Source organism: Peribacillus sp. NPDC096447 (assembly GCF_044762725.1).
GTDB lineage: Bacteria > Bacillota > Bacilli > Bacillales > DSM-1321 > Peribacillus.
Map to the genome: position 1 here is coordinate 112,868 of NZ_JBIWEV010000007.1, position 26,730 is coordinate 139,597.

The following is a 26,730-nucleotide window of genomic DNA, read 5'->3' on the forward strand; positions in this document are numbered from 1 at the left end:
AGCAGCCGTCACTATCACCAATTTTGCCCTTTCATTTAGGGTAATATTTAATTTTCCATACTATCATCTTACTACCTTAAAACTAATAATTCATGTCGCTTTTACGGTTAAATTACGGTCAAATTATCCCACATTATTTATTAATCCAAATGCTTCAGCAACAATTGCTACCATTTCTCGTTTAGCTCTATAATATGTCTTGTCCGTAAGTTCTAAATCGTTATAAACCTCTACATCTCTTTTTCCGAGAATATAACGATTTTCCCATATATTCTGTTGTAAGGGTTTTAAACTTTCGAATACCAAATGTAATTTTCTTTTTGTTCTTAAGTATTCCTCTATTTCAAATTCAGTAATTGCTGAATTTTCTACTGAACTATAGAATTGATTTCCTCTTTGAATCTCTAAAGGCTCAGGATTTTGCGTCAATCTTGGCTCAAGATCCATTTTCTTGCTCTCAATGATCGCATCCAGTATCTTATATCGACTCATTAGCTTCTCAGCCTTACGTTTAACTTCTTTACTGATTGTTGTGTTTAAGAATGATAGTTGATTCATGTAATTCCTCCTTCACTATCTAGTCTCCTCAAGGGAGTCTAAATAATACAATTCTAATTCCTTAATACTCATTTTTTCGAAGTAAACTCGGCTGTAATTCATTTTCATTATTAAAATCTCAATCAGGAAATCTCTATCCTGTTCATTCATATTCATCAACTCAGCAGCCCTTTTAAATCCCGGTCAATAGTTAGTAAGGCAATTTCAACTGCAGGGCGGCAGAAGTGCTGAGAAATCTCTAATATTGTGGCTCCTTCATTGAACAGCCGGTCGAATTCAATGACTTCTGTATCATCCCAATACCAGTCAACATCCTCATCCTCCAGCATGATATAGAGGTTATGGCGCTTGTGATAAAAGTACTTCTCTTCTGTGTTCTTGATAACTCTACTTTCCATATCTCTCATGACGTTCCCTCGCTTCCTTCAAGATTTTCTCAAGCTGTGGCTTTCTCGTTGTTGCCCAGTCCGGGAGACAGAAGCAAGGATTGATCCACTCCAATCCCTTGCCTATCTTTTTCGAGGTTTTTCCTAGTCCATTACAGTTATTGCACATTTCAATCCCCCTCTTTACCAAGCTTGTGTTCTATAATCCTTGCCTTCCATTTCAATCAAACGTGTACCCTTCATCATCCTGCTCACTATACGGCCACCATGAGTGCCATATTTGGAAGATAACTCTTTGGAAGATAGATTGGTCGTGAATACTTTAGGCTTGTCCATACGAGAAGTTATAATTTGAAACAGGATTTCCGATGCCCAGCTTTCTTTGCCGTTTTCCTGCTTCACATACTCAGCCCCTATATCATCCATGATTAAAAGGTCAGCTTCTGCACATAATCTATAAACATCTGATTCTGAAAAACTCGAATCCTTGTAAGATTGTCTTATCATTCTCAATAAAGAAGGTGTATCAATGAAAATAATCTTCTTCCCAAGATTCTTGAGATAATTAGCAATGGAATGCGATAAATGTGATTTACCTAATCCATAACTTCCTTTAAGCAGCAATGAATGAAATCCAGTTAAGTTATCAAAGTTTTCTGCAAACCATTGGCATTTCTTCAGAGCATCCTCTTTGCTGTTGTGATCTGGTAAGTAGTTTTCGAAGGAAGCTGATTGTAAATCGTCAGGAATGAGACTATAGCGTTCAAATTGCTGAATGATATCTAAATCCCTTTGATGGTCCATCGCTTCTTTATAGGCTGACATTTCCTTTTCTAATGCTTTGTTATCACAAGTAAGGCAATCACTTATTTTCTCACCTTTGGGATTCTTCACGATTGGTACAGAGGAACCGCAATTTAAGCATGTTCTCGAACCTACAACTTGAATCTTAGAAAAGGTTGTCAATGTAGCTTTCAGGCTTTTCAGGAGTAACGCCCCCTTTACGACTCAATTCATGAGATAAAACATCATTGATAGTCTTTAGGTTTTGGCTGTTCCAGTTTTTAAGGATTGCTTCAATATAGCTCCAGGTTCTTTTATTTTGAGCTAATGCTCTTTTCATTGCTTCTATTACTGCTTCTGGTGACATGTCTTCTTCCCATGTTGCTATGCTTTGAACAAGGAAAGGAGAAATGACTCCGAAGTTTTCTTGGTAGAAGGCAACCGCGTCCTCATTATTATTTTGTTTTTCTTTTTCTTTTTCTTTTTCTTTTTGTCCACGTATCGTCAACGTATCGTTACACGAATCGTCAACGTATCGTGAAAACTCTATTGAAATTGATTCATTAGGGATGTGGGTCATGATCTCCCTGAGCAAAGTTTTATCTTTAACCTCTGATAATTCCTTCTTCACACAATCAATGACAGGCTTTCCAGCTTTGTTCAAATTGTATTTACCCCAGTTGATGATTGCCATTTCCCTTGTCGTTTCGTTGTATTTAACAAGATTGTGCATATTATTAAAACGTTCTAGAAGGCTGCTGATTGATTCTGTTGAATAACCTAAATCAAAGGCCATTTGTTTTTTGGTTATTTGATAGACTCCTATTTGAGTAGTGTTAGGATTGGTTAGTAAGTATAAATAAAAGTATTTATCCTCTGGGGTCATTTCTTCTAACACCTTTGGATCTTGCCAAAATTCAACATGAACGTGTCTGTATTTCGCCAATATATTCCACTTCCTTGCTATAAAACTTGTTCTTCATGATATAATAGTAGTAGAATTGTTTTTTATGGACCGATGTTGGTAGCATCGGTTTATTTTTGACTTCTCACAAAAGCCCGATAAATTTCCATGTACCGATCAACTTCCGCCATAGATAACCATTCCTTGGAGTTGATTTTCAACTCTTTCCACCTACCTTCATTCTTCCTGCTGTCAATGAGCTACCGCACAAACATCCACCTAAAAACACCAGTAAAGCGAACAAACCGTAAACCATGAATTCACCCAACTTATCCAACCTCCCTTTTACTATCCACCGTGATATTTCCGATCGTTAAATCTGAAAATTTCACCTCCTTTCCATATTTTCTAGAAAGGATACTTTCAATAATCGGCTTAAGTGTAAGAACCTGTTCCTTTGTTATTTTGAAATTCTCTAGCGTCATATAATTTCACCTCTCTACAGCATATGCTGTGAAAACAATAGGACAAATCTGCTTTTTTAATTACCCTTTGTTCCTATAAAGGAACGAAAACTTCAAAAAAAATAAACACTCGGAATACCTAATTTCTCAGACATTAACCTTGCTTCTTGTAACGAGAAGTCTCCTCCAGTTCCGTTAAGCTTTTGGTTTATTGCACTTTGGCTTTTCTCAAGTATTTCACCCAATTCCTTTTGCGAAATGTTGTTTTCGACTAAGAAAGCTTTAATTTTTCTATAGGGCTGATGTCGACGAGAGGTACTTTCGTTGATGCTGGCCATTATTTCACCTCACTTTACACCGTTCCTTTTGAGGAACAAACTTAGTATAGGTCATTAAAATTTAGATGTCAATAAATAATATTCCTATTAGGGAACGATTTTAGCAGATTATATTGCATTGCAGGAACGAATGATATACTATATTAGATATGAATAATATGGTAGAGGAGAAAAGCTCATGTATTCGTTTGGATCTATTCTAAAAAACTTACGTACCTCAAAAAATTTAAGTATTGATCAGTTAGCAAAACAAATTAATGCTAAGTATGAAACTAAAATTAGTAAAAGTATGATATCTAGGTACGAGAATAATTTAGCAGAACCCAAAATGGATGTAGTTCGTATTTTTGCTGATTTTTTTGATGCGTCGCCCGATTACATTATGGGATTAGAAGATGAGTCTTCTAAGGGTATCAAAAAGAATAGCAAAGCTATTGAAACTATCGCTGCACACCTCGATGAAAAAGAAATAACTGAAGATAAAATGAAAGACATCTTAAAATACATAGACTTTATATTCCAAGACGATAAATAACAGCTAGAGATAGAGAGAGAGGTGCAGCCGATGCACTATAATAAATTACTTGAGGATTATCGTGATGTAACCATTAAAGAAAAGGATCTTGAATTCGGATTTAAAGGATTGTACAGGAATGGAAATATCCTTTTAGAAAAGCGATTGTCAACTATTGAAAAAGGATGCATTCTCGCTGAGGAGTTAGGTCATCACTTCAAAACAGTAGGCAATATTTTAGATCAAGGTAAAGTTGCTAACGTCAAACAGGAAAAAATTGCAAGAAGTTGGGCACATAATAAGCTACTTCCACTTTCATGTTTTATTGAAGCATATCGTTATGGTTGCACTAATCGATACGAAGTAGCTGAATACTTAAATGTGACTGAAGAATTTTTGCAAGAAGCCTTAGATAGATATATCGAAAAATACGGCGATTTTTATTATCATGAGGAAATTATAATTCATTTAAACCCATTGAATATTATTAAAAGAGGTTTAGCGTAGATTACAAAAATGGAGGATATATTCTTATGAAATGTGTTATCTACGTCCGAGTGTCGACCGATGAACAAGCTAAACATGGATTTTCTATAGCATCCCAAATTGAAAAATTAGAAGCTTACTGTGTTTCACAAGGATGGGAAATCGTCGATATCCACATTGATGACGGCCATTCTGCGAAGGATTTGAATCGTCCTAAATTCACCTTGATGATGAATGAAATAAAAAAAGGTGGAATAGATGTCTTACTTGTATATCGATTAGACCGTCTAACTAGATCAGTACTTGACCTTTATGAAATACTAAAAGTATTAGATGAACACAATTGCATGTTTAAAAGCGCAACAGAAGTCTATGATACAACAAACGCTATGGGAAGGTTATTTATCACTCTTGTAGCTGCTATAGCTCAATGGGAAAGAGAAAACCTAGCTGAACGGGTTAGGCTGGGAATGGAAAAGAAAACGAAATTAGGTAAGTGGAAAGGCGGCATAACACCTTATGGCTATAAGGCTGTTAATAAGGAACTTGTAATAAATAAAGATGAAGAAATGATTGTTAAAACAATTTTTGAACTAAGCAAAAGTTCGGGATTTTATACAATAGCAAAAGTTCTTAGTGAACGTGGGTATAGTACAAGAAAAGGAAGCGATTGGCATGTTGATACCGTTCGAGATATCGCAAATAATCCAATCTATGCAGGATATCTCACTTTCAACGAGAACCTTAAACAATATAAGAAGCCTCCTAGAGAACAAATTCTTTACGAAGGTATTCATGAACGTATAATACCCAGAGATGATTTTTGGGCATTACAAGATATATTAGATAAAAGAAGAACTTATGGCGGGAAACGCGAAACAAGCAATTATTATTTTTCCTCCATCCTTAAATGCGGCCGATGTGGTCACTCAATGTCTGGTCATAAAAGCCCTAATGGTAAGACGTATAGATGCTCTGGGAAAAAGGCAGGGAAAAAGTGTACCAGCCACATTATCAAAGAAGAAAATTTAGTTAAAACAGTACTAAACAATCTTGATCATCTATTTCATAATATCAAGGGCAGTACCAAAATAACTGATGTCCCAGAAGCAAAGATTAGTCAGTTAGAAATAGAACTAAAGAATAATCAAAAGCTTTTAAAAAAACAAAAAGCAATGTTTGAAGCAGATGTTATTGATATAGATGAATTAATTCAGAAAACTGATTCCCTTAGAGAAATTGAAAAAAGGATTTTATCTGAACTAAAGATGTATAAAAAAACTGAGTCTACAAAAATTGATGAAATTCTTTATATTTCTGAAAACATTCATTCACTATGGGAATACGCTAATGATTTCGAAAGAAAACAAATGATGACTACCATGTTTTCACAGTTAATTATTGATACCAAAGATGAATATAAAATAGGAACTGGTAAGGCACGCGAGATTATCATTGTTTCAGCTAAATGATAAAATGTCTATCATTGGCGGAGGTACCCTGATTCCATGGGCACTGATACCAGCAGCTGCCATATGTAACGTCAGTCCCTTTGAACTCGCCCGCCGGAATCTGCTTCCTGTAACCATTGGTTTAGCAGTGACTACGGTAGTCGCGATGTTTCTCATTTAATCGATCTGCGCTGATTTAAGTGGACTTTGAAACACGGAACGGCGTCTCAATTTCCATTTTTATATTTAAAAAAGGACTGAATAAAAAAATCAGTCCTTTTTCATTTCAATCGTATAACTGTAGATTTCGCCGATATATTTTTATTTTCGGAGTTATAACTGTTGATTTCGTCGATATTTTTCCTTCATACCCAACTTATTCGTTATTGAATTTCTTTTTGGAAATCCAGATGCTCGTTACCAATATCGCTACTGCCGTCAACTCAAGTGCCGCTAATGCACCCCAAATCGCTTGTGAGTTGACTGTGCCTAAAATCAGTGCTTCCATCGCATGTTTACTCATGCTTGCTGGATTCACATTGTCTATTACGGGACTTAATCCAACTATGATTCTACACCCGAGGAGAAATACTATCGAAATTAATGCAATAATACCCTGACTATTAAAAATGGTACTGATCATCGTCGTGAATGAAACGATAAATAGGATCCACAGCAGATAGAACAGTAAAGCCACTATTAAATCCGCAAAATCAACACTCGTAAACAAAAAAACTGCATACAGATATGAAACCAAATACCCCAATGCTACACTGAAGGCAACAAACAGATAATTGGAAATGATCTTCCCGCTTATGTAAGATCCAACCGTCACGGGCCTTGTAAGAATGAAAGCCAGCATACCATTTGCTTTATCGGATTGTACGACTCCCATCATGGAAACGATGATGATCATGACCCCTAGCTGATCAAATTGAGACCCTAGGGTGCTAGCCAGAACTTCGCCGCCTTTTTGGGCTGCCATGCTTGGATCAATGGTGATCCCTTGGCTCCCGCCCAGTGCCTCTAAAATTGAAGGTAAATAATAACTTACGACTGGTTGGGTTATTCCTAAAAATATAAATACAAGCGGCAGCCAAATCACTTTATATTCACGTACCATCTGAACAAATTCCTTTTTAGCCAAAACGGCAAATTCACTCATTTCTCCACCACCAATTTTAAGAAAATCTCTTCCAATGTATCGTTATCTATTTCAAACCTTATAAGATCAACATTATGCTCCAGAGCATTCGCAAGTAACATATTCTTGTTTGAATCAATATTTTCCACTTCTATCTTCAATTTATTTCCCATTACATCTACACCTTTGACAAAGTTCAAGCTTTTAACTTGTTCAATCCATTTTTGACTTCTTGAGGTTATGTCGACATTGATTTTATTTCCGCTATTCCTGGTTAATAATTCAGACATTGTAGTGTCCTCAATTTTTTCACCACTTTTTATAATGACAAACCTCTCACATATCTCTTCTGCATCGCTTAATATATGCGTCGATAATAAAATGGTCGTATCTTTCTTTATCTCTTTTATGATATTTAACACTTCTCTCCGGCCGATCGGATCTAGTGCCGAAACCGGTTCATCCATGACAATCAAAGCTGGTTTATGTAACAGTGCCTGTGCAATTCCAAGCCTTTGTTTCATTCCGCCTGAAAAAGTCCGCACCTTTGAATTCTCTTCCCCGCTCAACCCTACTTTCGACAATATCTCTGGAATGCCGCTTAATAATTCTTCCTTTTTGATACCCGAGAGCTGCCCCATGAATGTAAGGGTTTCTTTGGCAGTCATCCATTGAAAGAAGTTAGGGTATTGTGGTAAGTAGCCTATTTCCTTTTTCATTTTTGAAATTTTCTTACCGTCAAGTAATACTTCTCCCATAGTTGGATCAATAATATCTGCAATGACTTTTATTAGTGTCGACTTACCTGCCCCATTTGGCCCTATCAATCCAACACATTCCCCAGATTGCAGTTCCATTGAAAAATTATTGACCGCTGTTTTTTCTTTGAATTTTTTTGTGACATTATTAATCTCTAATTTCATATTTTGTCACTGTCCTTTCTACCAATAACGAAGTACAGAATTGGACCGACTGTATTTGCAAAAATAATGATGAGTGTCCACAATAATACATTTTTCCGCGTCTTTCGATTTCTGTATAAATCAATTAATGCAATAAGGATTAAAATCATCCCAATAGCAATTACCGGTAAAATAATCGGCAGAATAGGCATGAAATCAATATCTTTCAATTCGTCCCATCCATAATGCAATTTCATATATACCACTCCTTAATAACAAAATTTTATTCTCATTATCAGTAATGATAACATTTAAATTGGGATTTTTCACCTATTTTTTTCTTGATAAAATATTGTTTGAGGTTTTATTGTTATTTATAATGATAATATTATCATTATAAATAACAATAAAAATATAGTCCTATTTATTAAGCTTTGTTGCATGAAGACATTAATTATTTACAATTGAAATTATTTAATTTCCAGTGTGAGGAGAATAAGATGATTAATAAAGCCGAAATTTTAATGCATCCTGTAAGAATGAAGATTACCCAAGCTTTAATGAGAAACAGGGAAAATGGTTTAACACCATTAGAAATGTTAAAAATCATTAAAGATGTACCCCAAGCAACATTATATAGACATATACAGGTTCTATTTGATTCAGGGGTCATCCGCATTGTAAAAGAGAAAAAAGTGAGATCCGTTTCCGAAAAATACTATGTTTTAAATGAAGAAGAAGCGCGACTTAGCGGGGAAGAATGGAAAAAATATTCTAATGAGAAAAAGGTGAACTACTTTTCTTATTATCAATTATCCCTTATGACTCAATATCAAAACTATCTTACTAAATTAGAAGAAAGAGATTGCGCTGAAGATGGTTCAACCTTTTCCCTTTTAGAACTAAAGCTTGATGATGAAAGTTTTATTAACTTCCAAAATGAATTGAACGATTTAATGGTAAAATACTACAACGCTACGAATCAGAGTGCTAAACAAGATTCTCCTATTCGAACAATCGGCGTTACAATCATTCCGGAATCATAAGTAAATGAAGAGGCTGTTCTCAAACCTTGGACTAAAAGAACCATGAATACTATAGATTCACCAACCAAAATGGTTGTAGTCTCCGTTTTGAAACAGCCCTTCATTATGGAAGAAACTCCAAGGTTAAAAAGGGATATGCCCGCTGTCAGCAGCTTCCCAATGCTTCCTTGATACTGCTGTATACTTCATCCCACAGGTGTTTTTCTTCAGCAAAAGCCGCAGTTATCTTCTTGATGACTGCTTTTTGCTCTGCCTCGAAACGTTCATCATCCTTGGCCGGCAGGTCTGACCTTAACTCCATTACATACTCTTGTACCTTTGGTGCACGCGGTCCCCAAACAGCTTTTTCTTCACCATTCTTATCAATGAATATAAAAATGGGAATCGAACGCGCTGTTCCATTCGTTAAGTATTGATCCATCAGTTCAAGATTTTGATCTCGTAAAACCATCCGAGTTTCAATTTTTGCCGCTTCAGCTATATTAAGCAGTATTGGAATGTTCATCATTGCGTCTCCACACCAGTCTTCAGTAATGACAATGGCTCGAAGTTCCTTCGTCTTTAATTCATCGAAAAAACCTTGGTCCTCTGCCGAAACGGAAAAACCCTCCTGAATCGATTGTAAGTTTTCTTTATGAACCTTCATCGAAGATACAAATTCTTTAGCGGGAATCCCCTTTTCAAACCATTCATTCAGTATCGTCATACTATTTCTCCTAACTGTTTTTTAAGTTAAAAGTACCATAAACCCCTTATTTTTTCATTGTTTCCACCCTGAAAAATAAAATTCCAAATTGGTAAATTAAAACCATGTTTTCTTTCCCGTGTAAAGGGAAAACTCTAAATACATTCAATAGCTTACTAACTAACTATTTTATAGTAATTAGAACATTGTTTTCTAGTTTAGGAGATGAAATTTGTGGAAGGTTTTCTCTTTGCGCTACTCCCTGCATTGACATGGGGCAGCTTAGTGCTTGTTTCCGAAAAGCTCGGAGGCAACTCTTATAATCAAACACTTGGCATTACAATCGGTTCATTACTGTTCGCCATCATGATGTCTTTCATCAATCCGCCGGAATGGAGCAGTACAGTGTGGATTGTCGGTATCATTTCCGGGATAGGCTGGGCATTCGGGCAGTTATTTCAATTCAACAGCGTCAAGGAAATAGGGGTATCGAAAACCGTTCCAATCTCAACAGGACTGCAAATACTAGGAAATACATTTTTTGCAGTTATCATTTTCAGGGAATGGAATGACAGGATTACAATCATCATCGGCATTGTTGCAATAATCTGTTTGATTACAGGTGTCTTGCTGACGAGCTACGGCGATGGTGATAACAAAAAAGCAGGTAGCATGAAAAAAGGGGTTTTATATCTTGCCATTTCAACGGTCGGTTATGTTACATATGTCATTGTCGTCAGATGGAATGAAGTTGACGGATGGTCGGCGATCCTGCCGCAAGCAATTGGCATGTTCCTGGCTGCCCTGCTCCTATCCATCAAACATAAACCGTTTAATAAATATGCCGGAAGAAATATTCTAACCGGAATGATGTGGGCAGTCGGTAATATCGGCCTCCTGCTCGCTAATCCAAAAGTGGGCGTTGCCATCGCATTCTCATTTTCCCAAATGGGGATCGTCATTTCCACTTTAGGCGGCATCTTTCTTTTAGGAGAGAAAAAATCCAAAAAGCAAATGGTCTTCGTCATCACCGGGTGTGTACTCGTAATTGCTGGCGGAATCATGATCGGCTTTACAAAAGAATAATCAAAGGAGCGATAAATGATGTATGACGATTTAGAGAAAAAAGTGGTAGTGATCACTGGGGCGGCAAAAGGGTTAGGAAAAGCCATGGCCGAAAGGTTCGGTAAAGAAAAAGCACATGTCGTTATAAATTATCACACTGAAAATGGCGACCATAATGAAATCATCAAAACGATTGAAGCGGCAGGCGGGAAAGCCGCAGCCATTCAAGGCGACGTTTCAAAGGAGGCGGATGTGAAGAAATTGCTTTCATTCGCTGTGGACACCTTTGGCACAATCGACATCATGATCAACAATGCTGGTATTGAAAATGAAGTGCCCAGCGAAAAATTGACTCATGAAGATTGGCAGAAAGTCATCGATGTAAATCTAACCGGGATGTTCCTGGCAAGCAGGGAAGCAATCAGTTATATGCTCGATCATGGCATTAAGGGGAATATCATTAACATGTCTTCCGTTCATGACCGGATCCCTTGGCCTCATTTTGTCCACTATGCAGCAAGTAAGGGCGGAGTCAAAATGATGACAGAAACCCTTGCACTTGAATATGCTCCTAAAGGGATTCGCATTAATAATATTTCACCCGGTGCGATCGACACACCCATCAATGCCGAAAAATTCAATGATCCAAAAGCTAAACAAGAAGTCATCGACCTTATACCGATGGGATACATCGGAAAACCGGAACAAATTGCGGCTTGTGCCGCTTGGCTAGCTTCCGCCGAATCGAGCTACGTAACGGGAATGACCTTATATGCTGATGGCGGAATGACCAAGTATCCAGGGTTCCAGGCAGGAAAAGGCTGAACTTAACTAATGAAAAGAACCATTTCAATGACTAAAACGAATAAAACCAATAAGAAAAAAGCATTGATGAAATGACGCGTTTGACCCAATAAAGGAAAAGGTTCTTACAACCAGAAAAAAGAGCAATCCTATAAAGGATGCTTTTTTTTCATATTCGCTTATTTCTATCTGGCAACAGTATCATTTCTGAAATTCCACTGATCACTTTTGGAATCTATCAAATTGAAACTTAGTTTATTATGGATTACTAATGACAGCTGTTAATGTAAAAAAGGGATGGATACCCAGCTAAGGATGAGGAAATGAATAATAGATTGTCCTTAGGTATTCTATTTTCGTTTTATTTCATTTTAGGATATTGTATTTTCACGGCCGCGAATAAAAATCGATCACAATTCAAGGACGAAATAAAGAAAGATGATCCCGTTTAATCTGAGATCATCTTTCTTTTACTGCTGGCTAAGTGTTAGCGAATGCCTTTCATGTAGCCTTGAATCTTTGGTGATAAGGCCATCAGGACAAGTCCAAGGACCATTGAAGCAACACCGATCACTCCAAAATAAGCCATTTCGGTTTGAGGTGTATAGAATCTGACGATTTGTGCGTTCAGTGCTTGTGCTGCTGCACTTGCCAGGAACCACAGGCTCATCGTTTGTGCCGAGAATGCGGCCGGAGCCAATTTTGTAGTAGCTGAAAGTCCTACAGGAGATAAACAAAGTTCTCCAAGTACTACAAGGAAATAGCTAAGTACAAGCCATAGCGGATTGACTAATGCGTCTGATCCACCGAAATAAACAGGAAGCAGGATCACCAGGAATGATAAACCGGCGAACAGTAAACCGATTGAGAATTTTTGAGGAATGGTCGGCTGACGCTTTCCTAGTTTAATCCATAACCATGCGAATACTGGTGCAAGGGTAATGATGAACAAAGGGTTCAAAGATTGGAACCATGCCGGGTTTATTTCTATTCCGGCAAAATTCAACTGTGTCCGTTTGTCTGCATAGCTTGCTAATATAGTTGCACCTTGCTCTTGAATCGCCCAGAACATGACGGCTGCTATAAACAAAGGAATATAGGCAATCAAGCGTGAACGTTCAACAGAAGTTGTTTTAGGGCTGCGATACATGAAAATGAAATAAAGGGTCGGAATAACGATTCCTAGGATACCTACAAGATTAATGAAGGTTTCAATCGTTAAGATGCCTGCAGAAGCCGTGATGCCGATGATGGCAGCTATGATTAGTGCAGCTATCCCCAATTTAGTGAATACTTTTTTCTTTTCATTCTGTGATAATGGGTTAGCAGGAAGAGTTCCAGCAAGGCCCAGGTTCTTTTTCTTTGTTGTAACAAAGACGATGAGTCCAATTAACATACCAATTGCCGCAAGTCCAAAACCAAGATGGAAGCTATAGTCCATTCCGACAGTACCGACAACAAACGGTGAAAGGAATGCACCCATGTTGATACCCATATAGAATATGCTGAAACCTGAATCCCTGCGTTCGTCATTTTCCGCGTAAATTTCACCGACAATGCTAGAAACATTCGGTTTTAATAAACCAGTACCCAGAACAATAAGTACCATGGAAACAAAGAACATGGAGAGACTGCCTGGTACAGCAAGGACAATATGCCCGAGCATGATCAAGATACCACCGTAAAATACGGCTTTTGAAGTCCCGAAAATCCTATCGGCGAGCCATCCGCCAATTATACCTGACATATATACTAAAGATCCGTATATGGATACAAGGGCAAGGGCTGTAGGTTCATCAAGACCTAGTCCCCCTTTAGAAACTTCGTAATACATATAGTAAACAAGAATGGCCTTCATGCCATAATAGGAGAAACGCTCCCAGAACTCAGTAAAGAAAAGGGTGAATAGTCCTTTAGGGTTTCCAAAAAAACCTTTTTGAGGTACACTATCCACAATTTTCTGTTTATTTATCGTTGCCATACCTAGCCCTCCTTTTATTATTGTATAATAACTTTTATTTTATCTGTTGTAAACAAATATTTATTATATTTAAATAATTGATTTCAAAATAAATAGGTGTGACTTTCCACCATACAAGCAAAATTTCGAATTTCGTAGTAAAAAACATTCTATATAGTCTAATAGGAAGCGGACATCAATGATATATTACCCTAACTTCATTAATAGTATTACTTTGGTTGCCATGCACATATTAACGAGAATCAAAATGGCAAATTTTGAAAGATCAAACCACAACCGTTATATACACCGTATAATAGATATAAAAACGAGGAGGCACCTTAATGTTCGGGATCATAACCGTCGTGATGATTTTTTCCATCCCTATACTCGGAATACTGACAACCCATTTCGAAAAACAGTCAAAAAACAAACACAAGATGCTGCAAGTTGAATTGGAACTTGAAAAACTTAAACATGAAAACTTCCTTATGGAGACGGAAAAAATGAGGCTGGAACTGGATCAGATGAAATTCGAACAAAAAAGAGACGAGCCAAGGTTACTGTAATCAAGTAACGTTGGTTCGTCTTTTTCGATGGGTATTGTGCCGTTTTAAAAACCTTCCGCCCGTCATAAGAATTACAATAGGCCATTTTAATGGATATATTGATCGCCAACAAGAAGGTCTGACAGCACCTTTGTCGGGATGATGAACTCGACGGCCCCCATATATCCCGGCGCAGCTTCGTAGCTGTTAAAGGCAATGACTAGCTTGCCATCTTCGTTAATATAAAAGTTTTGGTTTTCATCGATGCCTTTAAACGCAGTAAGGTCATCTTCTTCGACCCAATATATCTTTTCCGGATCTTCAGCCATCTGCCGCTTCATCTGTTCCTTGATGTTTTCGCTGATCACCTGAAGATAACGATCATCTTTAAATAAGCTATTTAGCGTTAATAGCACTTCGTTTTTTTTGTCGACTGTATCGAATTGACTTTCTATAGAACTTGAGGCCTGAATCGTATCCGTATAACGCTGTACGGATAATATCGATTCATTATCCGTCAATATCACATATCCGCTTTCCACCGAGATATTGCCCTTTTCCCCTTCCTTCAGTTTTGACATGGAGTCCGTGAATTCCTTATAAAGCTGCTTGCTTTCCGCTAAATATTTATCATTCAAGCTATCTTCGAGCTGTTTATTCTCCAGACCGGATATAGCAGGTGTTTTGATTACTGCCGAGGAATTATTCGCTTCTTCTTTCCATTCGACGAAGGTAATCACTTTGATGACCTTCTCGACTATCGGAATATCACTCATGGCTTTCGCCGCTGCCGGACTGATGTTTACGGAAGCTGTCACGATCAGAAGCGCCGCTGCCGCTGACACAAGGATATTCCTGCCAACCCTTGGCTTCTTCCTGGGCTTTTCATTTAAGGCTGCTTGGACGACATCATTCAATTCCTTTGGTATCGGTGTTTTAAGATATTCTTCCCGCAGATCTTTTAGTTTTTTTTCCATCTTTTTGTTTCCTCCCGTTCAGTCATGTTGATCCGCAATAGTTGCAGCGCTTTATATAATCTCGTTTTAACCGTGCTTACGTTCTCTTCCAGTACTTCCGCTATCTCATCCAGCTTCAGGTCCTCGAAGAAACGGAGAACGACTACCGTTTTGTACTTGACCGAAAGTCCTTCAAGGGCCTTTTGCAAATCCAGGTCAGGGTAGTGATCTTCCTCACCGCTGCGTAAGTATTCTATTGTTTCATCATCGGCGACGGTCAGTTTCTTTTTCTTCCGCAAAACATCCAATGCCGTTCGGACGATGATCTTATATAACCAGCTATCTATAGAAGCAGCGTCTTTGATTTTGCTGCTGGAGGCCAGTGCTTTCCTGATTGATTCCTGCACGATATCAAGCGCATCCTCTTGGTTTTTAACATAGTAAAAAGCAAGTCTGTACAAATTTTCTTGCCGTTCGGTTATCCGGGCCGCGATTAATTGATTCATATCTAGATTTTTCATTGCATGAAAGAGCTCCTTACATTTAAATTACGTATCCTGGGTACAAAGGATAGACGTTTGTGCAGCCATAAAAGTTTGAAAATGAACAAGGAAATATATAAATATTAAAAAAAGAAATTTTTTACAAACTTTCAAGACTTTTGACGCGTCTATATAGTAGAATGATTATCGAGGTGGAGTGCATCATGAGGAAATTAAATTATAAAAAAGTCTTTATTTTTCTATTTTGTCTAACAGCTGCTGTGGGAACATTGGGGTTAGCCATCAAAAGCCTTGCTTTTGATAAGAAAAGAACCGTTTCGGCCTATACAACCGATAAAAATTACCCAGAAGCCGATATTCAAACGTATGTGAAAGATAATACGAAAGGCGGATATTCAGCCAGCAGGCCCGTTCTGCATTTAGAAAATATCGACAAGCAGCTAGAAGCCTACATAAAGAAAGAAATTAAGGATTATGAAAAGAAATGGAAAGCATCCGACGGAAAAGCTTCCGAGCTTAACCTCACCTATACGATCCTCCATTTCAGCAAACAGACCATTACGATTTCCTTCGATAAATATGAGCAAGTGGAAGGAAAGAAGCAGTCTGGAACCCAGATCTTCACTTATGATATTCCATCTCAGCAAAAGCTCTCCATAGAAGACATCTTTGCCACGGATACTGATTATATATCCGTTTTATCCGATATTGTTTTTGAAGAGTTAACGGAGAAGGCAGAAGAAGGCATTTCAAACAGTGTCATTAAAAAGGAAAACAAACTGAAGGCAGCCAACTTCAATTCTTTTTCAATCTTGAAAAATACGCTTGTATTCTATGTTAAGACTGATGATTCAACTAAGACCCATACAATAGCCATCAAGAAGGAACTTTTTAAAGATAGTTTGCTAGATTCCTATCAAAGTCAAGATTTGAATGAGGATCGTGTAAAGGAATGGCAGCCGAAACATATCGTTGCCAAACTGCCCGTGCAAAATGAATGGATCGACCCTTCAAAAAAGGTCATTGCCTTGACGTTCGATGACGGGCCGCATCCAAGTCATACCATGTCCATTCTTGAAAACCTGAACAAGTATGACGGTCACGCGACGTTTTTCGTGCTTGGAAGCCGCGTTCAGCACTATCCGGAAGTTCTTCAAAAAATGCTGCAGCAAGGAAATGAGATCGGTAACCATTCATGGGATCATCCGCAGCTGACGCGCTTAAGCAAGAACAAAATCGAAGGGCAAATCGAAAAGACCCAAGACGCTGTAAAAAAAGCTACAGGTGTTGAGCCAAATCTCGTCCGTCCCCCATATGGAGCGATTAACAATAATGTGCGTGAATACATGGAGGATATGAAAGTCACACTTTGGGATGTCGATCCCGAAGATTGGAAAGTACGGAATGAAAAGAAAATCGTAAACAAAGTGATGAGCAAAGCCAAAGATGGCAGTATCATATTAATGCATGATATCTATCAAACTAGCGCCCTGGCTGCAGGAAAAATCATCAAACAACTGCATGACCAAGGTTATCAGCTTGTCACAATTTCGGAATTGGAAAAGGTACAGAAAGACCGTGAACTTTCCGGAATCACCATAAATGAATAATCAAAGGGAAAGAGCCTGTTTCGTGATTCGTAAACAGGCTCTTTCCCTTCAAATAAAATAAGCAGACCTTTGATTATATAGCAAAGGTCTGCTCATTTTATCATTCACCAAGATCTACATTATGATAAACTTGTTGAACATCTTCCAAATCTTCCAATGCATCAATCATTTTTTCGAATTGTGCTTGAGCATCTTCTGGAAGGGTTAGGTCATTTTGTGCAAGCATCGTTAGCTCGGCCACTGTAAAATCGCTGATTCCTGCATCTTTGAATGCTTGTTGTACAGCATGGAATTGTTCAGGTTCGGCATAAACGATGACACTTTCTTCTTCTTCAAGGATGTCACGTACATCAACATCCGCTTCCATTAACAGTTCAAGAACATCATCAGCCGTCTTACCTTCAATCCCGATGACTGCCGTTGCATCGAACATATAAGCAACAGATCCGCTGACACCCATATTCCCGCCATTTTTCCCAAATGCGGCACGTACATCAGATGCCGTCCGGTTCACGTTGTTTGTCAATGCATCCACGATGACCATTGAACCATTTGGACCGAACCCTTCATAACGAAGTTCGTCATAGTTTTCTTCCGAACCGCCTTTGGCTTTTTCGATCGCACGGTCAATGATCGCTCTTGGAACATTGTACGTTTTCGCACGCTCAAGTACGACCCTTAATGCCTGGTTGGATTCTGGATCTGGTTCACCTTGTTTTGCCACTACATATATTTCCCGTCCGAACTTAGCATAAATCCGACTAGTATTAGCATCTTTTGACGCTTTTTTTTCTTTAATGTTATTCCACTTACGACCCATTATATTCCACTCTCTTTCATCATTGATATATACGAATAGATTATTAAGATACGGCCCTATGAGAAAACCCCACAAGGGGAATTCCTATGAAGATAGGCTATACGTTTACTAGATTATATTATACATCAATTGTATAATTTTGAAAAAGTCCTGCACATCCCTCACTGGCATTTATCTGTGCTTGGCACTATTTTTTTTGAAATACTATGGAAAACATCAGCAGTGGTATAGTATGAAGTGATCGGAAAGGAGAGATGATCCATGAAGGACAACCAAATCATCATCGGGATACCCGGTAAATGGAAGGACCGGACAGAATTGGTTCAAACGGTCGCTTCCCAAAGCGAAGGGTATCTGTTAGCCGGGAATGTTTTTCATAACAGTGATAAAAACATTACTTTTCAGGCGGAGATCCATGATTATGAACCCACTTTAAAAGAGAGCTTTTCTTACGCCAGTAAAGACGCCTTTTCAGAGAATGCATTAGAGGAAATCAATGACCATACCTATACCGTTTATATAATAGCCGATGTATCCGATACCGGAACTGTTATCGATTTGATCGATGCCGGAGCAGCGATCCTAAGGGCAGGCGGAATGGCAGTGAAGATAGAAACCGCTGGAATTGCCCATTCAAAGGAAGATTGGCAGCATCTACATCATAGCCCGGATATTCTCTCGGTATATGCCCATTTTGTCACGATCATCGGAGAGGAAGACTATTATTGTTCATTCGGAATGAAAGCCTTTGGTCTTCCGGATGCCGTAACACTTAACACAATGAGTCCGAAAGAGGCGGCTGCTCTGCTTAACACATTTAATTATTACCATGTAGGTGAACGGCCTCTCTTTAAGAATGGCGAAACGTTTAGCATTCAGCAAGATGCACCCGACTTTATATTGACGGGCCTTCAGGACTTTAGATATGAAGAAGACCATCCCTTCTACAACCCGTTTGGATTATGGAATTTAGGGACAAGTAAATAGAGGAGCGATTCGCTCCCCCCAGACTGCAGGCAAATTCGAATAAATCGAGTTTGCCTGCAGTTTTTTATTTAAAAGACGTTCCAGTCGTTTTCAGAATCTGCTCCCTGTCTGCCAAGCCTCCTCGCAAATTTCTTCAAATCAGTTAGGGTTTCATAAAACAATAAAAGAAACATAAAGAGCGAGTTTGCCTACAGTTTTTTTCTTAAAAAACGTTCCGATTGATTTCAGAAATCCGCTCCCTTTCCGCCGACTGTCTGCCAAGCCTCCTCGACGCAAGCGCCTGCGGGGTCTCGGCTAGCCAGTTACTCGGCAGGAGTGTCGCAAATTTCTTCAATCCAATAAGGATTAGAGTAAAAAAACATAAAATATAATCTAGTCTTGTTTTAAAATCATGATCGGGATGAGATCGTTCCGAACTGCCATTTTTAGACAATAGCGATTCTATCCAAATATTACAACAAAGTTGATTGGAACGGTAGGTACGAGACTCCTGCGGGAAAAGAGCGCCGAGGGGGCTCCCGGACCGCCTGCGGAAAACGAGTGCCTCGAGTGGAAATCGACGTTCAAATTTTCAAACCCTCTAAAAAAAGTTCCAGTTGATTTCAGAAAATAATAAAAAACCATTGAGTATAACCTAGTCTTAATCATGTTTCGGGATGAGACACTACCGAACCCCCTTTGTCGACAAACTGAGAGGAGCGATTCGCTCCTCCATTTTTATTTTTTCAACCGAGTTTTTCACGCTTTTCTTCTTCATGTTCCTTTTTCACGAGGGACATGCCGCTCGCTTGGTATTTGAGGATCTTTTGAATGACCGTGCCAAGATGTGCCCCAGCTTCAACCGGGGGGATCCCTCCTTTATGGATGTTGGAAATGACCATCCTTTCTGCTTCAATGGTGCCCAAACGTGGTTTATAGCAAATATAAGCACTCAATGATTCAGCACTTACTAGACCAGGCCGTTCACCGATCAACAAGACAATGACCTCAGGTCCAAGGATTTCACCGATATCATCCATCACGGCAACCCGGCCCTTTTCAATATAAAAAGGTGTACCCGTATCCAGACCTGCCACCACCAAAGATTGTTTGAAAGATAAATAGACGTCCTCCACATTTTCTTCGATCGCCTTAGCACTTAAGCCATCGGAAATGATGATTTGAACCGTTGGGGCCTTTTTGCATTTGGCTTCTATCACCCGCTTTGCTTCATCCGAAAGCTTCCTGCCATAATCCGGACGCCGTAAATAGACTTCCTTATCATCGGCCTTCGTTTTCACCTTGAATAAATCCAAGCGTTTCAAAAGAATATCACTGACTTCACCATATACAGCATCGACTGCCGCCGCATGGTCAAAACGGAATTTCAGCCAAGAATCCGTTTTCGGCCGGGTCCCTGACCTGCCTACACCTATCCGCGCAGGGGTTTTCGCTATCAAGGCATCCAAATCTTCCTTATTATTCATACCCATATCATCCACTCCTAATGGTTAAATATAGTTGGATCACCGGCACGTTTCGTTAATTTTCCGTTCTCCATAATCTCCATCTTCTCCAGCCAAGCTTCATATAATGGGGCAGGCCGCTTATCCATCGTTTGCCTCAAAGTCGCTATATCGTGGTAACTCAAAGACTGATAGTTTAACATGCAGTCATCCCCCATCGGAGTTGCGATGATGAAATTCACACCAGCCGCCGTTAAAAGTACACCCAAGTCCTCGATATCATTTTGATCAGCCTTCATATGATTCGTATAGCAAATATCCACACCCATCGGCAGTCCATGCATTTTTCCCATGAAATGATCTTCTAATCCGGCTCGGATGACCTGCTTGCTGTTATATAGATATTCAGGTCCGATGAATCCGACGACCGTATTGACAATGTACGGATCAAAATAGCGGGCAAATCCATAGTTCCTGGCTTCAAGCGTCACCTGATCGATTCCGAAATGCGCTTCAGCCGATAACTCGGAGCCTTGCCCCGTTTCAAAATAAAGATGCTGCGGGCCTGTTCCGGTCCCATAGGCCTTCGCGATCTCATTAGCTTCTTCGAGCAATTGTACGTTAATTCCAAAAGAGCGATTGGCCGTTTCCGTTCCGGCTATGCTTTGAAAGATCATATCAGCAGGCGCACCTTGCTGTACGGCCTTCATTTGCGTGGTCACATGCGCAAGCACACAATTTTGGGTCGGAATGTTCCATTTCTGGATGACATCCTGTGTCGCATGAAGCAGCCGCTTTACGCTTTCGACCGAATCATCGACAGGGTTGATTCCAATGAGTGCATCCCCGATTCCATAGGAGAGGCCTTCTTTTAAAGAAGCCAGCATGCCATCCACATTGTCAGTCGGGTGGTTAGGCTGAAGGCGCGAAGCAAGCGTTCCTTTGTATCCGATCGTGCTATTATTCTTGGTGAGCACTTCGATTTTATTGGCTGCATGGATAAGGTCGAGGTTCGACATTAATTTGGCTGCCGCAGCAATCATTTCACTATTCAATCCCCTGCTTAATCGCTTTAAATCCTCGCCGGTCGTGTCGTCACTCAAAATATATTCTCGCAGCTCGGCAACGCTCCAATTCTTCACAGATTGATAGATGGTTCCATTGATGAGACCATCTATGATCCGCGACACCTCATCCTCTTCCGGGGAGAGCAGGGGATAGTTCCTGATGTCCGCCAAAGTCAATTCGCTAAGCACCGCTTTCGCCGCAATCCGTTCTTGAACAGAATCTGCTGCAATTCCCGCAAGCCTATCTCCTGATTTCTCTTCATTCGCTTTGGCCAATACTTCTTTCAACGATTTGAATTGATGGATTTCCCCAAAGTATTGAGTGGATAATTTCATCGTATAATCCTCCTTTTCCTAACTGTGAAAGGTTAGCGTTTTTACTACAACCGGAACGACCCCTGTCCGCAGCAGCCTTCCTATATCTAAATAATCACCATGTTCCACTTCTGTCTGATCAATGCAGATGACCGGCAGATCCGATTGGTTCGCTAGAATGGTTTGACCAAGTGCCTTCCCATAATCACAATCCATGACAATGATCAGAGGCTGCTGCCGAATCGGTTTTTGCTTCAGTGCCTCGGTAAAAGCGACTGCGAGCCGGTGAATGTCCCGAAATGATTGATAAGGTAAATTCGTTAAATAAAAGGCAAAATTCAGCCCCTCCTGCAAGGGATCGTATATTGTGATCGCATCCTGAACAGCTTGTGCCATTCTCGCGGTTACATCATCAAGCACGCCATGAAAATCGACCCGATAGACTGGGATATTACGAACTGGCAGATGAGAATCATTCACCTCGATGGTTGCTCCGCTGATTTCAGTTGTATGTGCTCCTGCTCCAAGTACAGTCGCCCGAACCGTTTCAACGGGCTGTTCCCACTCCCATGCAGCCAATTCTTCATTTTCCTTTATAGAGGCGGCAAGCATCATGCCGATATCCCGGAAGCTTTTGTCCTCCCGTTCTTCATGATAGATGCAATCACTGACACCACCCGAGAACATCAACACATCTATTCTTCCTGTCCAAGATGGCTCCTTCCCCACTAATAGAAGTTCATCTTCTTTTGTGAATGAACCAGCCAAAAACCTCGAAAGCACCTTCGCCATTTCATTTGCGATGATTGCCCCATCACCATTCAAAGGAGAGTGCCCTTTTGATTTCAGCCATTTTCCTATTGAAGGAGCAACCTTCACCTTCGCTCCGTCCCACTCCACCAAACGGCCTCCTATATGCAGTGTGCAAGTTCCGCAAAGCATGCCAGAACGGTATACGGCAATATTCGCCGTTCCCCCGCCAATGTCTATGTTCGCTACAGTCTTTCTTGTCTTGATGGAATGTTGATAGGCGCCAGATCCTTTGGCGGCAATGATTCCCTCCAAATCCGGACCGGCTGCCGCTACAAGGAATTCCCCCGCCGCTTTAGATAATCGGTATACCATTTCTTCTGCATTTTGTTTGGTTGCCGTTTCCCCCGTGATGATGACAGCCCCTGTTTGTATGTTTTCGATCGTGATTCCGGCTTTTTGGTATTCACTTTCCACCATTCTTTGAACAGCAGGTATATCTATTACCGTCTCGGATAAAAGCGGGGTCCTGAAAATGGGACTTCGATACAGAATTTCTTTATCGGTAATTTCGATTTTTGGCACCTGTCCGCCACCCGCCACATTCCTAAGCGAAAGCTCGCTGATCACAAGTTTCGTCGTACTGGTGCCAATATCAATTCCTGCACTGATGATTCGTTCCACCTGTTCATTCATTAAAATCACACCCCAGTTTTATACCACTTGGATTTCATTGCTGTCTTCTTCCTCATTTTTCGTTTTATATTCATTTATGCCGATAACTCCTGCTGCACGATCCTTTTCCTCTAATTCCAAAGCTTTCGGAACGGACAGCCAGTAAGCAAGAGCGATTCCAATCACTCCGGCAGATAGCTTTCCGACAATGATCGGTAATATTAAGGAAGGCTGAAAGTTAGCTGTGAATGATAAATGATCGCCTAATAGGAAGGCCGCACACACAGCGAAGGAAATGTTTATGACCTTATCCTTCGGCGGCATATCTTTAACAAGCTTGAACATTGCTAATATATTGGCTACCGTGGCTAATATCCCTGCACTCCCAGCTTTGCTCAACCCAATTTTCCCGCCCATCGCTTCCAAAGGCTTGCCTGCATATTTTTGAATCAGGTAAATCATTGGAAATGCACCTGCAAGCATTATGCCGATATACCCCGCCGTTTCCAGGGCACGGAACTGGTCTGCCTTATCGGCCATGATCGGATGGAAACCCCAAGCACCAAATACATTGGAAAACAGTCCGGTGAAAATTTCCACGATCGAAAACACGAGTACAAGTTTAATTGCGGCATCCAATATTTTTCCAAACCACATGAAACCTTTGATCATCAAATCCGGCAGGAAATAAAGACCTAACGCCAGCAATACCACAAAAATAAGAAGAGGGGAAAGATTCAGGGCAATTTTCAAATAGCTCAACGCGAATTCGTAAGTAGAATCCGCATTCGTGGAAATCACTTCGCGGATTTTCGAATTCGTTGCCACCACAAGCACGCTTGAGATAAAAGCGCCAATCGGAATCGTCAGGATTCCTGACATGACACCAAGTGCCATGTATTTATGATCACGCTTCTCCAGCATCGCAAGCCCCATTGGAATCGAGAATACAATCGTTGCCCCAGACATAAAGCCGACAATCATCGCCATGATCCAGCCTTCATATGATTCCTGCAGCTCGGCCGCTAATTGGTAACCCCCCATATCCGTTGCCAAAATCGTTGTTGCGGCGAGGGCGGGATCTGCACCGATCGCAGCAAAAATCGGGCCGCATACTGTATCGATGAACCATGATAAATAAGGGATCGATGCCATGATCCCAGCTGCCGGGATAAATATATGGCCAACGGTATGCAAACCTTCCATGAACTGTTTCCCCAAGCCTTGCTCACTGTCTTTAATCGATGCAATAGCACCGACAACGGCACACACCATAATGATATAAATAACGAATTTACCTACCATCTCCATACATATTCCCCCTGAATTCGGATTTGATTTGGCCTATCGACTTTAAAAAAAGGATATAAAAAAGACGCCTCTTATAGCCCAAACTTAGGTTTTTTGGCAGAAATGCCTGCCTACAACCAATTTGGTCCATCAAAGCGCCATTGCTTCATTTATTTACTTGTTTTTGATCATTTGCAATGATTCGTCGTGCCACCGTCTCCATGGAAAGCTGCTTATCCATGCTTAGCCTTCTCAGCTTATTGTAAGCGATTTCTTCTGTTACATTCTTCCTTTTCATGATGATTCCTTTTGCCTTTTCAATGACTTTACGATTTGTGAGCGTTTCATCCAATTGAGCATTTCGTTCCTGATACTTCTTTGTATTGGCTGCTTGCAGCAAAGCTATCTCCACTGCCGGAATCAAATTCGCCTCCGTAATTGGCTTTACAAGATAGCCGACGATATTCGCCCGCTTCGCCTCGTCGATATATTCACGCTGGCTGAATGCGGTTAAAAGCAGGACCGGAATTTGAAAGGTATTGGATATCACATCGCTAGCCTTAAGCCCATTCATTTTAGGCATTTTGATATCCATCAAAACAAGATCCGGCTGTAATGCATGTGCCAATTCAATCGCCTTCTCGCCATTACGGGCATGTCCAACCACATCGAAGCCTGCATCCTTGAGCATGATCGTTATATCAAGGAGAAGTATCGATTCATCCTCCACGACCAAAATCCTCTTGACCACTTCTCCCACCTACCTCTTGTATGGAAATCTTACAGAAGCCAGGGTACCTTCTTTAATCCGATGAATCAAAAACTCCCCATCCAAATCATTTTCCACCGTCATGCGGATGATATCCAGCCCCAAAGAAGGTTTCATTGCAGGTGAATATCCAATGCCATCATCTCTAACTTGAATTTCCAATTCAGAATCATCCTTTTGCAAGCATACGGTAATCTTCCCTTCCGACCCTTCCTTGAAAGCATGCTTCACACAATTATGGATGAGCTCATTCACCACCAGCGCGACAGATATGCCAATGTCGGAATCAATGGAATGAAACTCACCACCACCATATTCAATGCTTAGGCTTTGACGGGCATGATTCTCCGTATGAACAATCATATCGCCTATTTTCCTAATAAGCTCCAGCAGATCCACATGGTCGACCTCACTGCTTGCCAAAATGATTTCGTAAACCGACGAGATGCTTAACACCCGGTTCAGACTGACCAATAAATGGGGCTTGATTTCTTCAGGGGCCCCTATCCTCATTTGCAGCCGAAGTAAACTGGCCACTGTCTGCAAATTATTCTTCACCCTATGATGAATTTCACGAATGGCTACTGATTTGCTAATCAGCTCTCTCTCTTTATCCCGCAGTTCAGTCAGGTCCCGGATGATGATGAACGTTTCATTGGAATTCTTGTTGCCCAAATGGAATTTCTTTATTTGGAAATTCTTTTTACCAATGTTCATTTCCTTCATTAAAATGTCTTCTTTTGAAGCAAGAACATCGGCAAAGTCAGGAAAATATTCGAAAATGGATTCACCTAAGACACATTCCGTCATGCATATTTCCGATACTAAATTAATGGCAGAAGGATTCGTATAGACAAGTCGGTTTTGATTATTAATCAGGAAAATGGACTCCTCGATAAATTCAGGAACTAAGGAATTTTGTTGATCTTGCCTATCAAACTGATTTGAAGTTTCAGGTTTTTCATCTATCACCTTTTCCATGATCAAAACGGCTATGACCCGATTGCATTCCCCCTTGATTGGAACTACACTTTGCTGGACCATCGCTCCCTCTTGAGTCAATGCCCGATTCACAAACATGTCTTTTCCGGTACGCAATACATAAAATACGGCCGGTTCAAAAGCCTCATAGGCAAATTTCCCGACAACCGGATGATCATAAACCGAATTCACGGAATGTCCGCATGCCTCTGCCACGACAATGGCATGCTTCCCTTCACGCACCGGACAATCAATAAACACATTCGCTTTATTCAAATTGGCTATCAACGATAAATTCGTTGATAGGTTTTCAAGAATTTGAATATCACTGTCCAGTAAATGAGTATGCAACTCACATAAATCTCGGACAGTCATTGTCCGTTCCATAGGCAAAACCCCAATAAACGTTTATTCATGGATATTATTATTGATTATTATAGATACCGACCCTATTTTTGTCAATATTCAAAATATTCTAATGTAATGTATTCTAACATAGATAACGATAAAACGATTGATCCACA

At 40.0% G+C, this 26,730-nt stretch carries 30 protein-coding genes and 1 pseudogene; 10 read left to right on the forward strand and 21 right to left on the reverse strand.

Translation table 11 applies throughout. The features are described 5' to 3' along the window. Positions 1-123 precede the first annotated feature (123 nt). The 7 genes from ACIQZD_RS22170 to ACIQZD_RS22200 form a co-directional block, all read right to left on the reverse strand. The gene (locus tag ACIQZD_RS22170; RefSeq protein ID WP_402906470.1) at positions 124-558 is read right to left on the reverse strand and encodes an ArpU family phage packaging/lysis transcriptional regulator; all 435 of its coding nucleotides are present in this window, start codon (positions 556-558) and stop codon (positions 124-126) included. Positions 559-713: 155 nt separating this feature from the next. Next, the gene (locus tag ACIQZD_RS22175) at positions 714-965 is read right to left on the reverse strand and encodes a hypothetical protein (RefSeq protein WP_402906472.1); all 252 of its coding nucleotides are present in this window, start codon (positions 963-965) and stop codon (positions 714-716) included. Then, positions 946-1,113 carry a hypothetical protein gene (locus ACIQZD_RS22180; RefSeq protein WP_402906474.1) on the reverse strand — a complete coding sequence of 56 codons (168 nt, stop codon included), beginning with the start codon at positions 1,111-1,113 and terminating at the stop codon, positions 946-948. Before ACIQZD_RS22180 ends, ACIQZD_RS22175 begins: the two co-directional genes overlap by 20 nt. A gap of 14 nt (positions 1,114-1,127) precedes the next feature. Continuing rightward, positions 1,128-1,910 (reverse strand): ATP-binding protein, encoded by a 783-nt coding sequence (locus tag ACIQZD_RS22185; protein WP_342615045.1) that lies wholly within the window; start codon positions 1,908-1,910, stop codon positions 1,128-1,130. Then, entirely contained in the window at positions 1,894-2,625 is a 732-nt protein-coding gene (locus ACIQZD_RS22190) for a DnaD domain-containing protein (RefSeq protein ID WP_402906476.1), read from the reverse strand. The genes ACIQZD_RS22185 and ACIQZD_RS22190 overlap by 17 nt, the downstream gene beginning before the upstream one ends. A gap of 335 nt (positions 2,626-2,960) precedes the next feature. Continuing rightward, positions 2,961-3,116 carry a hypothetical protein gene (locus ACIQZD_RS22195; protein WP_402906478.1) on the reverse strand — a complete coding sequence of 52 codons (156 nt, stop codon included), beginning with the start codon at positions 3,114-3,116 and terminating at the stop codon, positions 2,961-2,963. A 92-nt stretch (positions 3,117-3,208) separates the two neighbouring features. Further along, positions 3,209-3,433: a helix-turn-helix domain-containing protein gene (locus tag ACIQZD_RS22200; RefSeq protein ID WP_342615043.1), complete on the reverse strand. Its 225-nt coding sequence runs from the start codon at positions 3,431-3,433 to the stop codon at positions 3,209-3,211. A 178-nt stretch (positions 3,434-3,611) separates the two neighbouring features. Between ACIQZD_RS22200 and ACIQZD_RS22205 the strand changes: the two genes are divergently transcribed. The 4 genes from ACIQZD_RS22205 to ACIQZD_RS22220 are packed head-to-tail and all read left to right on the forward strand — an operon-like array spanning position 3,612 to position 6,065. Beyond that, positions 3,612-3,968 (forward strand): helix-turn-helix domain-containing protein, encoded by a 357-nt coding sequence (locus ACIQZD_RS22205; protein ID WP_342615042.1) that lies wholly within the window; start codon positions 3,612-3,614, stop codon positions 3,966-3,968. Positions 3,969-3,998: 30 nt separating this feature from the next. Beyond that, positions 3,999-4,454, forward strand: coding sequence for an ImmA/IrrE family metallo-endopeptidase (locus ACIQZD_RS22210; RefSeq protein ID WP_402906482.1), 456 nt, complete (start codon positions 3,999-4,001; stop codon positions 4,452-4,454). Between the two features lie 26 nt (positions 4,455-4,480). Continuing rightward, positions 4,481-5,905: a recombinase family protein gene (locus ACIQZD_RS22215; protein WP_402906484.1), complete on the forward strand. Its 1,425-nt coding sequence runs from the start codon at positions 4,481-4,483 to the stop codon at positions 5,903-5,905. Continuing rightward, a complete protein-coding gene (locus tag ACIQZD_RS22220; RefSeq protein ID WP_402906633.1) occupies positions 5,889-6,065 on the forward strand; it encodes a hypothetical protein in 177 nt (58 codons plus the stop codon). Before ACIQZD_RS22215 ends, ACIQZD_RS22220 begins: the two co-directional genes overlap by 17 nt. A gap of 195 nt (positions 6,066-6,260) precedes the next feature. Here ACIQZD_RS22220 and ACIQZD_RS22225 read toward each other — a convergent pair whose 3' ends face one another. Genes ACIQZD_RS22225 through ACIQZD_RS22235 form a run of 3 tightly spaced genes read right to left on the reverse strand, consistent with a single transcriptional unit; the run spans position 6,261 to position 8,187 of the window. Then, positions 6,261-7,049 (reverse strand): ABC transporter permease, encoded by a 789-nt coding sequence (locus ACIQZD_RS22225; RefSeq protein ID WP_402906486.1) that lies wholly within the window; start codon positions 7,047-7,049, stop codon positions 6,261-6,263. Continuing rightward, entirely contained in the window at positions 7,046-7,951 is a 906-nt protein-coding gene (locus ACIQZD_RS22230) for an ABC transporter ATP-binding protein (RefSeq protein ID WP_402906489.1), read from the reverse strand. The genes ACIQZD_RS22225 and ACIQZD_RS22230 overlap by 4 nt, the downstream gene beginning before the upstream one ends. Further along, on the reverse strand, positions 7,948-8,187 hold the full coding sequence (locus tag ACIQZD_RS22235; RefSeq protein WP_402906491.1) for a PLDc N-terminal domain-containing protein: 240 nt from the start codon (positions 8,185-8,187) through the stop codon (positions 7,948-7,950). Before ACIQZD_RS22235 ends, ACIQZD_RS22230 begins: the two co-directional genes overlap by 4 nt. A gap of 243 nt (positions 8,188-8,430) precedes the next feature. Here ACIQZD_RS22235 and ACIQZD_RS22240 point away from each other — a divergent pair, with 243 nt between their 5' ends. Next, positions 8,431-8,976, forward strand: coding sequence for a helix-turn-helix domain-containing protein (locus ACIQZD_RS22240; RefSeq protein WP_101225521.1), 546 nt, complete (start codon positions 8,431-8,433; stop codon positions 8,974-8,976). A gap of 145 nt (positions 8,977-9,121) precedes the next feature. On the opposite strand, the gene ACIQZD_RS22245 is transcribed toward ACIQZD_RS22240, so the two are convergent. Further along, a complete protein-coding gene (locus tag ACIQZD_RS22245; RefSeq protein WP_402906493.1) occupies positions 9,122-9,682 on the reverse strand; it encodes a thioredoxin family protein in 561 nt (186 codons plus the stop codon). A gap of 204 nt (positions 9,683-9,886) precedes the next feature. Between ACIQZD_RS22245 and ACIQZD_RS22250 the strand changes: the two genes are divergently transcribed. Both ACIQZD_RS22250 and ACIQZD_RS22255 read left to right on the forward strand, forming a co-directional pair. Further along, positions 9,887-10,747 (forward strand): GRP family sugar transporter, encoded by an 861-nt coding sequence (locus ACIQZD_RS22250; protein ID WP_402906495.1) that lies wholly within the window; start codon positions 9,887-9,889, stop codon positions 10,745-10,747. An 18-nt stretch (positions 10,748-10,765) separates the two neighbouring features. Next, entirely contained in the window at positions 10,766-11,551 is a 786-nt protein-coding gene (locus ACIQZD_RS22255) for a glucose-1-dehydrogenase (RefSeq protein ID WP_402906626.1), read from the forward strand. 466 nt (positions 11,552-12,017) lie between these two features. On the opposite strand, the gene ACIQZD_RS22260 is transcribed toward ACIQZD_RS22255, so the two are convergent. Further along, positions 12,018-13,511 (reverse strand): peptide MFS transporter, encoded by a 1,494-nt coding sequence (locus ACIQZD_RS22260; RefSeq protein ID WP_101225525.1) that lies wholly within the window; start codon positions 13,509-13,511, stop codon positions 12,018-12,020. 323 nt (positions 13,512-13,834) lie between these two features. Here ACIQZD_RS22260 and ACIQZD_RS22265 point away from each other — a divergent pair, with 323 nt between their 5' ends. Then, positions 13,835-14,059 (forward strand): hypothetical protein, encoded by a 225-nt coding sequence (locus ACIQZD_RS22265; protein WP_402906498.1) that lies wholly within the window; start codon positions 13,835-13,837, stop codon positions 14,057-14,059. Between the two features lie 86 nt (positions 14,060-14,145). On the opposite strand, the gene rsiV is transcribed toward ACIQZD_RS22265, so the two are convergent. Both rsiV and ACIQZD_RS22275 read right to left on the reverse strand, forming a co-directional pair. Next, positions 14,146-15,015, reverse strand: a complete 870-nt coding sequence (gene rsiV, locus ACIQZD_RS22270; RefSeq protein WP_402906500.1) for an anti-sigma-V factor RsiV — start codon at positions 15,013-15,015, stop codon at positions 14,146-14,148. Further along, a complete protein-coding gene (locus ACIQZD_RS22275; RefSeq protein ID WP_402906502.1) occupies positions 15,000-15,515 on the reverse strand; it encodes an RNA polymerase sigma factor SigV in 516 nt (171 codons plus the stop codon). The genes rsiV and ACIQZD_RS22275 overlap by 16 nt, the downstream gene beginning before the upstream one ends. 185 nt (positions 15,516-15,700) lie before the next feature. Between ACIQZD_RS22275 and ACIQZD_RS22280 the strand changes: the two genes are divergently transcribed. Further along, complete coding sequence (locus ACIQZD_RS22280) at positions 15,701-17,107, forward strand: polysaccharide deacetylase family protein (RefSeq protein ID WP_402906504.1); 1,407 nt, start codon at positions 15,701-15,703, stop codon at positions 17,105-17,107. Positions 17,108-17,207: 100 nt separating this feature from the next. On the opposite strand, the gene ACIQZD_RS22285 is transcribed toward ACIQZD_RS22280, so the two are convergent. Beyond that, complete coding sequence (locus tag ACIQZD_RS22285; protein ID WP_402906506.1) at positions 17,208-17,927, reverse strand: YebC/PmpR family DNA-binding transcriptional regulator; 720 nt, start codon at positions 17,925-17,927, stop codon at positions 17,208-17,210. Positions 17,928-18,188: 261 nt separating this feature from the next. On the opposite strand from ACIQZD_RS22285, the gene ACIQZD_RS22290 reads away from it, so the two are divergent. Beyond that, positions 18,189-18,914, forward strand: coding sequence for a DUF4261 domain-containing protein (locus tag ACIQZD_RS22290; RefSeq protein ID WP_402906508.1), 726 nt, complete (start codon positions 18,189-18,191; stop codon positions 18,912-18,914). A 725-nt stretch (positions 18,915-19,639) separates the two neighbouring features. Here the strand turns inward: ACIQZD_RS22290 and eutC are convergent. The 6 genes and pseudogenes from eutC to ACIQZD_RS22320 form a co-directional block, all read right to left on the reverse strand. Next, positions 19,640-20,365: pseudogene (gene eutC, locus ACIQZD_RS22295) on the reverse strand (ethanolamine ammonia-lyase subunit EutC); the annotation flags it as partial. Positions 20,366-20,397: 32 nt separating this feature from the next. Then, entirely contained in the window at positions 20,398-21,762 is a 1,365-nt protein-coding gene (locus ACIQZD_RS22300; RefSeq protein WP_101225534.1) for an ethanolamine ammonia-lyase subunit EutB, read from the reverse strand. Between the two features lie 18 nt (positions 21,763-21,780). Next, positions 21,781-23,187, reverse strand: coding sequence for an ethanolamine ammonia-lyase reactivating factor EutA (locus ACIQZD_RS22305; RefSeq protein ID WP_402906511.1), 1,407 nt, complete (start codon positions 23,185-23,187; stop codon positions 21,781-21,783). A gap of 18 nt (positions 23,188-23,205) precedes the next feature. After that, positions 23,206-24,477, reverse strand: a complete 1,272-nt coding sequence (eutH, locus tag ACIQZD_RS22310; protein ID WP_402906513.1) for an ethanolamine utilization protein EutH — start codon at positions 24,475-24,477, stop codon at positions 23,206-23,208. A 145-nt stretch (positions 24,478-24,622) separates the two neighbouring features. Continuing rightward, entirely contained in the window at positions 24,623-25,207 is a 585-nt protein-coding gene (locus ACIQZD_RS22315; RefSeq protein WP_402906515.1) for an ANTAR domain-containing response regulator, read from the reverse strand. Between the two features lie 9 nt (positions 25,208-25,216). Next, positions 25,217-26,593 carry a sensor histidine kinase gene (locus ACIQZD_RS22320; RefSeq protein WP_402906517.1) on the reverse strand — a complete coding sequence of 459 codons (1,377 nt, stop codon included), beginning with the start codon at positions 26,591-26,593 and terminating at the stop codon, positions 25,217-25,219. Between the last annotated feature and the right edge of the window lie 137 nt (positions 26,594-26,730).

Coding starts and splice junctions, on each gene's coding strand:
- ACIQZD_RS22170 (WP_402906470.1), bottom strand. CDS start 558: ATGAATCAACTATCATTCTTAAACACAACAATCAGTAAAGAAGTTAAA.
- ACIQZD_RS22175 (WP_402906472.1), bottom strand. CDS start 965: ATGAGAGATATGGAAAGTAGAGTTATCAAGAACACAGAAGAGAAGTAC.
- ACIQZD_RS22180 (WP_402906474.1), bottom strand. CDS start 1,113: ATGTGCAATAACTGTAATGGACTAGGAAAAACCTCGAAAAAGATAGGC.
- ACIQZD_RS22195 (WP_402906478.1), bottom strand. CDS start 3,116: ATGACGCTAGAGAATTTCAAAATAACAAAGGAACAGGTTCTTACACTT.
- ACIQZD_RS22200 (WP_342615043.1), bottom strand. CDS start 3,433: ATGGCCAGCATCAACGAAAGTACCTCTCGTCGACATCAGCCCTATAGA.
- ACIQZD_RS22205 (WP_342615042.1), top strand. CDS start 3,612: ATGTATTCGTTTGGATCTATTCTAAAAAACTTACGTACCTCAAAAAAT.
- ACIQZD_RS22210 (WP_402906482.1), top strand. CDS start 3,999: ATGCACTATAATAAATTACTTGAGGATTATCGTGATGTAACCATTAAA.
- ACIQZD_RS22215 (WP_402906484.1), top strand. CDS start 4,481: ATGAAATGTGTTATCTACGTCCGAGTGTCGACCGATGAACAAGCTAAA.
- ACIQZD_RS22225 (WP_402906486.1), bottom strand. CDS start 7,049: ATGAGTGAATTTGCCGTTTTGGCTAAAAAGGAATTTGTTCAGATGGTA.
- ACIQZD_RS22230 (WP_402906489.1), bottom strand. CDS start 7,951: ATGAAATTAGAGATTAATAATGTCACAAAAAAATTCAAAGAAAAAACA.
- ACIQZD_RS22235 (WP_402906491.1), bottom strand. CDS start 8,187: ATGAAATTGCATTATGGATGGGACGAATTGAAAGATATTGATTTCATG.
- ACIQZD_RS22240 (WP_101225521.1), top strand. CDS start 8,431: ATGATTAATAAAGCCGAAATTTTAATGCATCCTGTAAGAATGAAGATT.
- ACIQZD_RS22245 (WP_402906493.1), bottom strand. CDS start 9,682: ATGACGATACTGAATGAATGGTTTGAAAAGGGGATTCCCGCTAAAGAA.
- ACIQZD_RS22250 (WP_402906495.1), top strand. CDS start 9,887: ATGAAATTTGTGGAAGGTTTTCTCTTTGCGCTACTCCCTGCATTGACA.
- ACIQZD_RS22255 (WP_402906626.1), top strand. CDS start 10,766: ATGTATGACGATTTAGAGAAAAAAGTGGTAGTGATCACTGGGGCGGCA.
- ACIQZD_RS22260 (WP_101225525.1), bottom strand. CDS start 13,511: ATGGCAACGATAAATAAACAGAAAATTGTGGATAGTGTACCTCAAAAA.
- ACIQZD_RS22265 (WP_402906498.1), top strand. CDS start 13,835: ATGTTCGGGATCATAACCGTCGTGATGATTTTTTCCATCCCTATACTC.
- rsiV (WP_402906500.1), bottom strand. CDS start 15,015: ATGGAAAAAAAACTAAAAGATCTGCGGGAAGAATATCTTAAAACACCG.
- ACIQZD_RS22275 (WP_402906502.1), bottom strand. CDS start 15,515: ATGAAAAATCTAGATATGAATCAATTAATCGCGGCCCGGATAACCGAA.
- ACIQZD_RS22280 (WP_402906504.1), top strand. CDS start 15,701: ATGAGGAAATTAAATTATAAAAAAGTCTTTATTTTTCTATTTTGTCTA.
- ACIQZD_RS22285 (WP_402906506.1), bottom strand. CDS start 17,927: ATGGGTCGTAAGTGGAATAACATTAAAGAAAAAAAAGCGTCAAAAGAT.
- ACIQZD_RS22290 (WP_402906508.1), top strand. CDS start 18,189: ATGAAGGACAACCAAATCATCATCGGGATACCCGGTAAATGGAAGGAC.
- ACIQZD_RS22300 (WP_101225534.1), bottom strand. CDS start 21,762: ATGAAATTATCCACTCAATACTTTGGGGAAATCCATCAATTCAAATCG.
- ACIQZD_RS22305 (WP_402906511.1), bottom strand. CDS start 23,187: ATGAATGAACAGGTGGAACGAATCATCAGTGCAGGAATTGATATTGGC.
- eutH (WP_402906513.1), bottom strand. CDS start 24,477: ATGGAGATGGTAGGTAAATTCGTTATTTATATCATTATGGTGTGTGCC.
- ACIQZD_RS22320 (WP_402906517.1), bottom strand. CDS start 26,593: ATGGAACGGACAATGACTGTCCGAGATTTATGTGAGTTGCATACTCAT.